This window comes from Streptomyces sp. NPDC031049 (assembly GCF_055571015.1).
This window is the reverse complement of the sequence record NZ_JBVIGC010000009.1, coordinates 293,214-300,092: the sequence shown is the minus strand read 5'-3', so window position 1 is coordinate 300,092 and position 6,879 is coordinate 293,214. Positions and strand designations below refer to the sequence as shown.

The 6,879-nt window shown below is 73.8% G+C and carries 7 protein-coding genes and 1 pseudogene; 3 read left to right on the top strand and 5 right to left on the bottom strand.

Annotated elements, in window-relative coordinates; translation table 11 throughout:
* Both ACZ45Q_RS18010 and ACZ45Q_RS18005 read right to left on the bottom strand, forming a co-directional pair.
* The coding region (locus ACZ45Q_RS18010; protein WP_468261788.1) for a sugar phosphate nucleotidyltransferase at positions 1-252 on the bottom strand (252 nt) is incomplete at its 3' end.
* Entirely contained in the window at positions 249-2,063 is a 1,815-nt protein-coding gene (locus ACZ45Q_RS18005; RefSeq protein ID WP_468261785.1) for a DUF5941 domain-containing protein, read from the bottom strand. The genes ACZ45Q_RS18010 and ACZ45Q_RS18005, both read right to left, overlap by 4 nt.
* Positions 2,064-2,509: 446 nt before the next feature.
* Here ACZ45Q_RS18005 and ACZ45Q_RS18000 point away from each other — a divergent pair, with 446 nt between their 5' ends.
* Together ACZ45Q_RS18000 and idi are read left to right on the top strand one after the other, a co-directional pair.
* Positions 2,510-3,448 carry a cation diffusion facilitator family transporter gene (locus tag ACZ45Q_RS18000; protein WP_468261782.1) on the top strand — a complete coding sequence of 313 codons (939 nt, stop codon included), beginning with the start codon at positions 2,510-2,512 and terminating at the stop codon, positions 3,446-3,448.
* Positions 3,449-3,755: 307 nt separating this feature from the next.
* Positions 3,756-4,349, top strand: a complete 594-nt coding sequence (gene idi, locus ACZ45Q_RS17995) for an isopentenyl-diphosphate Delta-isomerase (protein ID WP_468261780.1) — start codon at positions 3,756-3,758, stop codon at positions 4,347-4,349.
* A 30-nt stretch (positions 4,350-4,379) separates the two neighbouring features.
* Here idi and ACZ45Q_RS17990 read toward each other — a convergent pair whose 3' ends face one another.
* On the bottom strand, positions 4,380-4,889 hold the full coding sequence (locus ACZ45Q_RS17990) for an ATP-binding protein (protein WP_468261835.1): 510 nt from the start codon (positions 4,887-4,889) through the stop codon (positions 4,380-4,382).
* Positions 4,890-5,065: 176 nt separating this feature from the next.
* Positions 5,066-5,704, bottom strand: a complete 639-nt coding sequence (locus ACZ45Q_RS17985; RefSeq protein ID WP_468261777.1) for an HdeD family acid-resistance protein — start codon at positions 5,702-5,704, stop codon at positions 5,066-5,068.
* Positions 5,705-5,827: 123 nt separating this feature from the next.
* Between ACZ45Q_RS17985 and ACZ45Q_RS17980 the strand changes: the two genes are divergently transcribed.
* Positions 5,828-6,583 (top strand): enoyl-CoA hydratase/isomerase family protein, encoded by a 756-nt coding sequence (locus ACZ45Q_RS17980; protein WP_468261775.1) that lies wholly within the window; start codon positions 5,828-5,830, stop codon positions 6,581-6,583.
* Here ACZ45Q_RS17980 and ACZ45Q_RS17975 read toward each other — a convergent pair.
* Positions 6,570-6,879, bottom strand: a pseudogene (locus ACZ45Q_RS17975) (DJ-1/PfpI family protein); the annotation flags it as partial. The gene ACZ45Q_RS17980 and the pseudogene ACZ45Q_RS17975 sit on opposite strands and share 14 nt — an antisense overlap.

The following is a 6,879-nucleotide window of genomic DNA, read 5'->3' as shown; positions in this document are numbered from 1 at the left end:
GATCAAGGTGAGCTTCAGGCCGTACTTCGCCTCCAGCGCCTCCTTGCGCTCGTACACGGCCTCCTTGCGGTAACCGACGATGATCCCGGCCTCCGTCAGCCCCACCTCGGCGAAATTGCCGAGGGTCAGGTCCAGGACGGTGAGGCTGTCCTCGGCGCCCTCGGGCCCGACCGGCACCAGCGCCTTGGGCAGGGTGTCGGTGTAGGGGCGAAGGCGCCGTCCGGCGCCTGCCGCCAGCACGAGGCCGATCATGCGGGTTCTCCTTCGTCGTGTACGGCGGGTGCGCCACCCTTGTGGGCGGCCACCCAGAAGCGGATGCTCTCGGCGAGCACCACCAGGGCCACGGCCACGGCGAGGGCCGTGAGCGCGAGCGTGAACTGTGCGCCGGTGAGCAGCGCTGCCAGCACGGCGACCACCAGCGCGCGGCCCTCGTGCCCCCCGGTCGCCCGCACCAGCCAGTGCGGGGGCGCGCCCGCGTCGCCGCGGATGCGGTAGACCGTGTCGTAGTGATGGTAGGCGACCGCCGCCACCAGCCCGAAAGCCGCCGGAAGCGCTCCGTTCACCTCGGCGTGGGCCGCGAGCAGCAGCACCGTGCCGTATTCGGCGGCCCGCAGGACCGGCGGGACCAGCCAGTCCAGCGCGCCCTTGAGGGGCCGGGCGACGGCGGCGGCCGAGGTCACGGCGTAGAGCGCCGCCGCCGCGACCGGCAGGACGCTGCCGTACGAGGTGAGCCCCGCCGCCAGGAGCAGCAGCGCGGCGCCGGGCAGGGCGAGGACCGCGGGGGAGCCGAGCGGGCCCCGGGCGGGCAGCCTGCGCAGGGCGCCGGAGAGCGCCTCCGCGAGCGGCCCGGAGTCCGTGAGGTCGTACAGGGCCCGTGCGGCCCGGTCGGTGCGGCGGGCCTTGCGGGTCACGGACCGCAGGACGCGTCCCGCCGTGGTGTACAGCGCCGCGAACGCGCAGCCGATGAGCAGGACCCAGAAGGTGATCCGCGGGGTGGTGAGCGCGGTCAGGACGGCGATCAGCGCCCAGCGTTCGCCGATCGGCAGGACGATCATGCGGCGCAGCCACACCGTCCAGCCGACGCTGTCGAGCCTGTCGGAGAGTGCGGCGGTGGGGCTGGTGTTCGCGGTCGCGTCGTGGTTGGCCTCGTTGAAGGAGAAGTCGACCACGTGCCGGCAGGTCTGGAGGACCATCGCGCCGAGCGCGAGCGCCCACACGTCGTCGCCGCCGCGGGCGGCGCCGAGGGCGAGGCCCGCGTAGTAGGCGTACTCCTTGGCCCGGTCGAACGTGGCGTCGAGCCAGGCGCCGAGCGTGGAGTACTGCAGGGAGTAGCGGGCGAGCTGGCCGTCGGTGCAGTCCAGCACGAAGGAGAGGATCAGCAGCAGGCCGGCGGCGACGAAGCCGCCGCGGGTGCCGGTGGCCGCGCAGCCGGCCGCTATGAGGGCGGTGAGCAGGGACGCGGTGGTGACCTGGTTGGGGGTCAGGCCCCGGCGCGCGCACCAGCGGGCGAGGTGGCGCGAGTAGGGGCTGATGAAGAAGGTGGTGAAGAAGCCGTCGCGGGACTTCACGGCCGTCTTCAGGCGGACGGCCTCGTCGTCGACCGCGGCGACGGCCTGCCGGGCCTCGTTGCGGGCCTGCGGGTCGGCCGGGACGGCGGCGACGAGGCTGCCCAGCTCGGGGCGGTGCACGTCGGCGCCGTCGGCGTCCAGGGCGGTGACGATGCGCTCGGCGAGGCTGTCGACCAGCGTGCTGCCGCCGCCGGCGGAGTGCTCCCGGGCCATCGCCCGGACCAGGGCCGGGCGGCCGGCCGGCTGGGCCGTCACGGCGCCGGGGACGGCGGCGAGCGGGAAGCGGGGGTCGGTGAGGGCGAGGCGCAGGGCGTGCAGGTGGCCGACGAAGCGGGCGTCGACCACGGCGACGCGCTCCGCGTCCGGCACCCGGGCCAGCTCGGTCTCGGCGTCGGCGGCGTGGTGCGCGCGGCGCACGGTGAAACCGAGGGACCGCAGATCGTCCTCGATCGACGAACCGGGGACCGGCTGGCCGGTCAGGATGGCGGTCGGCAACCGAACTCACTCCCTGGACACCGGCGACTCGGGCCGGACCTGTGCATGGTGGAACGCCCGCGCCTGCGGCACCCGGGCGGCATGTCGGCAGAGGCTATCGGATGAACAGAACGCCGCGTTCATCGCCCGTTTCACAGCCGGTCGACGCGGCGTGGGCACGCCTTTGCCGCGATCATCATCGGGGATGCGGCACCCGGCCGACAAACCGCGCCCGGCAGAACGGACACGGGGGACGTCGCAACCGGTCCCCCGCGAACGGGGCCGAGTGGGTGACCGGGGCCGCCGCCGGACCACTCACGACCCGCCGCACGGCTCTGACCTGCATAACGTTTCCGCAGGTCAGAGCAGATGACAACGGTGTTCAGTGCCGCTTTGCCCGATACCCCCCACCCGTAGTTCACTGTGATCCGGACGCACGTCGAGGGATCGCTGGGAGGCGGCTTTTCATGGGGGCTGGGCACGACCACGGACACGCGCACGGCGCGCGCGCCGGCGGCACGGCGACCGCCGCCTACCGGGGCCGGCTGCGGGTGGCACTGGGGATCACGCTCACCGTGATGGTCGTGGAGATCGTCGGCGGTGTCCTCGCCGACTCCCTGGCGCTGATCGCGGACGCCGCCCACATGGCGACGGACGCGGTGGGCCTGGGCATGGCCCTGCTGGCGGTCCACTTCGCGAGCCTGCCACCGAGCGACCGGCGCACCTTCGGCTACGCCAGGGCGGAGATCCTCGCCGCGCTGGCGAACTCGCTGCTGCTTCTCGGGGTCGGCGGCTATGTGCTGTACGAGGCGGTCGAGCGGTTCCTCACGCCCGCCGGCACCGAGGGCGGGCTGACGATCGTCTTCGGTGCCGTCGGTCTCGCCGCGAACTCGGTGTCGCTGCTGCTGCTCATGCGGGGCCAGCAGGAGAGCCTGAACGTGCGCGGCGCCTTCCTCGAGGTCGCGGCGGACGCGCTGGGCTCGGTCGCGGTCATCGTGTCGGCGCTGGTGATCCTGGTCACGGGCTGGCAGGCGGCCGACCCGATCGCGTCCCTCCTCATCGGGCTGATGATCGTGCCCCGGACCGTGCGGCTGCTGCGGGAGACCCTGGACGTGCTGCTGGAGGCGGCGCCCAAGGGCGTCGACATCGCCGAGGTGCGGGCCCACATACTCGCCCTGGACGGCGTCGAGGACGTGCACGACCTGCACGCCTGGACGATCACCTCGGGCATGCCGGTGCTGTCCGCGCACGTCGTGGTCAGTTCCGAGGTCCTCACCGCGATAGGCCACGAGAAGATGCTGCACGAGTTGCAGGGCTGCCTCGGCGACCACTTCGACGTCGAGCACTGCACCTTCCAGCTGGAGCCCGGCGGGCACGCGGAACACGAAGCACGGCTGTGCCACTGAGCCGGTGCCGCTGAGCCGCGGGCGCTCGGTGCCGTGCCGCTGAGCCGCGGGCGTGCGGAGCGGGGAGTGCGCCGGGGTGTGCGGCCGTCCGCCGTCGGCTGGTGCCGTGCCCGGTGCCGGACCCGGCCCGGACGATTCCCGGGCCGCGGTGCCGGGCACGATCATCCATCGAGCCCCTGCCCGGTCGCCGGCCGGTGCGGCCCACGGTCCGGCGCCCGCGCGGGACATGCGGGCGGACGGCGAAGTGCCGGGAGTGCCGGAATCGTACGGCACACTTGGGGCGCGAGGACCGATGCGAAGGATGGGTATGCCGATCACACCTGCCACCGCGACGCACAGTTCGTCGAACGGCACCGCAGACGCGATTTTGCTGGAACTGGTCGACGAGCACGGCGCGACGATCGGCACGGCGGAGAAGCTCGCCGCGCACCAGCCGCCGGGGCGGCTGCACCGCGCCTTCTCGGTGTTCCTCTTCGACGAGCAGGGCCGGCTGCTGCTCCAGCAGCGGGCGCTCGGCAAGTACCACTCCCCCGGCGTCTGGTCCAACACCTGCTGCGGCCACCCCTACCCGGGCGAGGCGCCCTTCGCCGCGGCGGCCCGGCGGACGTACGAGGAGCTGGGCGTCTCCCCGTCGCTGCTCGCCGAGGCGGGCACGGTGCGCTACAACCACCCCGACCCGGCCTCGGGCCTGGTGGAGCAGGAGTACAACCACCTGTTCGTCGGTCTGGTGCAGGCGCCCCTGCGGCCGGACCCCGAGGAAGTGGCCGAGACCGCCTTCGTCACGGCGTCCGAGCTGGCCGAACGGCACGCCCGGGACACGTTCTCCGCGTGGTTCATGACGGTGCTGGACGCGGCCCGTCCCGCGATCAGGGAGCTGACGGGCCCGTCCGCCGACTGGTGAGGGACCGTTTCCCCGGCGGCCGCACGGCTGCTACGTCAGATGCGCGGGCTTGAGCGGCAGGGCGGCCCAGATCACCTTGCCGCCGCCGGCCGTGTGCGCGACGTCGCACGCCCCGCCGGCCTCGCGGGTGATCTCGCGCACCAGGAGCAGGCCGCGGCCGCCGGTCCGCCCGTGGTCGGTCTCCAGCGCGGTCGGCCGGTAGGGGTGGTCGTCCTCCACGGCCACGCGGACCCACTCGGGGCCGACGGCGACCTCCACGGCCAGCATGGGCGAGAGCACCGCCGCGTGCCGGACGGCGTTGGTGACCAGCTCCGAGACGATCAGCAGCAGGCCTTGTGTCACCTCGTCCGAGGCCGGTACCCCCTGACGGACCAGCAGGTCCCGTACGGCGTGCCGCGCCTGCGGGACCGAGGCGTCCACCGCCGGGGCGGTGAACCGCCACACGCCCTCGTACGGCAGCGGCTGCCCGGGGTCCCGCGTGCCGTGGGGCGCCCCGGGTTCCCCGGGGCGGGGGCCGGACCCGCGCCCGCCGTCGTCCATCGTCCGGTCGCCACCCTCGCGCTCGATCGTCGCCACACCCCCGAGTGTTGGTAACGAGTCGCTCGGTTCCGGATGCCTGAACACAAGTCAGCGGGTATCGAACGGATCTGATCGCGCGCGTATGCATCGGTCGAGTGCCGGACTGATCCTTGCCCGGTTGACGTGAACTCCGGGAACTAGTCGGGTTGTACGGGTTTGCCGGACGGTCCCCCCGACGCCTCCCCGTGGCCGGCGTCCGCTGCCTCCTGCCGGTCGGCGACCATGCCGACGACGCGCCGGCCGCCGGAGCCGGTGGCGATCAGGGCGAGGCCGTCGAAGAGCAGGGCGATCGAGAAGAACGTCCCGATGACGTACTGGCTGCTGCCCGGCCAGGAGGCCAGCACCAGGATTCCCAGGAGCAGGTCGAAGGCGCCCAGCAGCAGCGTCCAGCCGAACTGCGGACCGCGGACGACCGCACTGCCGACCAGCCGGAAGAGCCCGGCGGTGAGGAACAGCAGCGCGGCGAACATGGTCAGCGCGGCGGCGGCCGTGTCCGGCTCGCTGATGATCACCACTCCGGCGGCGATGTTCAGCGCCGCCACGACGACCCCCAGCCAGAAGAAGTTGGTGCCGCGGGACTGGACCGCGTGCAGCAGCCCCACGGCACCGCCGGTCAGCAGCAGCCAGCCGAAGAGCAGCATCGAGGTCAGGGTGGCCACGGCGGTGTAGACGAGCCCGACGGCTCCGGCGATCACCAGCAGCACCCCGAGGGCGGCGAGCCGGCCGAAGTCACGGCTCAGCCGCGCGGTCCCGCCGCGCGCCTTGGACGTGGTCATGAGCGCCTCCCTGGGCCGCGTCTCCCTCTCCGTGTGCCCCCTGCCCGCCGTGGCGCACCTCTCACCTCGCGACGGCCGCCCGCTCTTGATCGCGTCCACGGCGCGGCCGATAGCATCCGGCGCATGGAGCCCCAGCTGCTGCATCACGTCGCCGACTCGGTGGCCACCGTCGTCATCCGCCATCCGGCCAAGCGCAACGCCATGACGGCCGCGATGTGGGGTGCCCTGCCACCGCTGCTCGGCACGCTGGCCGCCGACCCGGGGGTACGGGCGCTGGTGCTCACCGGGGAGGGCGGGACCTTCTGCGCGGGTGCCGACATCTCGACGCTGCGCGGTTCGCCCGAGGAGGCCCAGCGGCTCGCCGTGGCCGCCGAGGAGGCGCTCGCCGCGTTCCCCAAGCCGACGCTGGCCGCGGTGCGCGGGCACTGCGTGGGCGGCGGGGCGCAGCTGGCGGCCGCCTGCGACCTGCGGTTCGCCGAGGAGGGGGCGCTGTTCGGGGTGACCCCGGCGAAGCTGGGGGTCGTCTATCCGGCGTCCGCGACCCGGCGGCTGGTGGCGCTGGTGGGGCCGGCCACCACGAAGTACCTGCTGTTCTCCGGCGAGTTGATCGACGCGGGGCGGGCGCTGCGCACGGGCCTGGTCGACGAGGTGCTGCCGGCGGGCGGACTGGAGGAGCGGGTCGCCGAGTTCACCCGCCTGCTGGTCTCGCGCTCGCAGCTGACGCAGGCCGCGGCCAAGGAGTTCGCCGACGGCCGCACCGACCGGGACGGGCACTGGGCCGCGCAGGCGTCCGGCAGCCGCGACACCGCGGAGGGCGTCGCCGCGTTCCTGGAGCGCAGGCAGCCGCGCTTCACCTGGAGCGTGCCTACGTCAGGCTGAAGCGGCTCCCGCTCCGGAACCGGGCCACGAGGTGGGCCGGCGCCTTCTGCGGGGAGCCCGCGTCGTAGGGCGGCCGGGGGGTCGTACTCGGTCAGCAGCTGGACGGCCCGCGCGTGGTCGTCGCCGGCGATCCGGCCGAGCAGGGTGAGCCCCATGTCGATGCCCGCGGAGACACCGGCCGCGGTGACGTACTTGCCGTCGGCGACGACACGCTCGCCGGCCGGCTCGGCCCCGTACCGCTTCAGGTGGTCCAGGGCGAGCCAGTGGGAGGTGGCATGACGGCCGTCTTTTCTGCC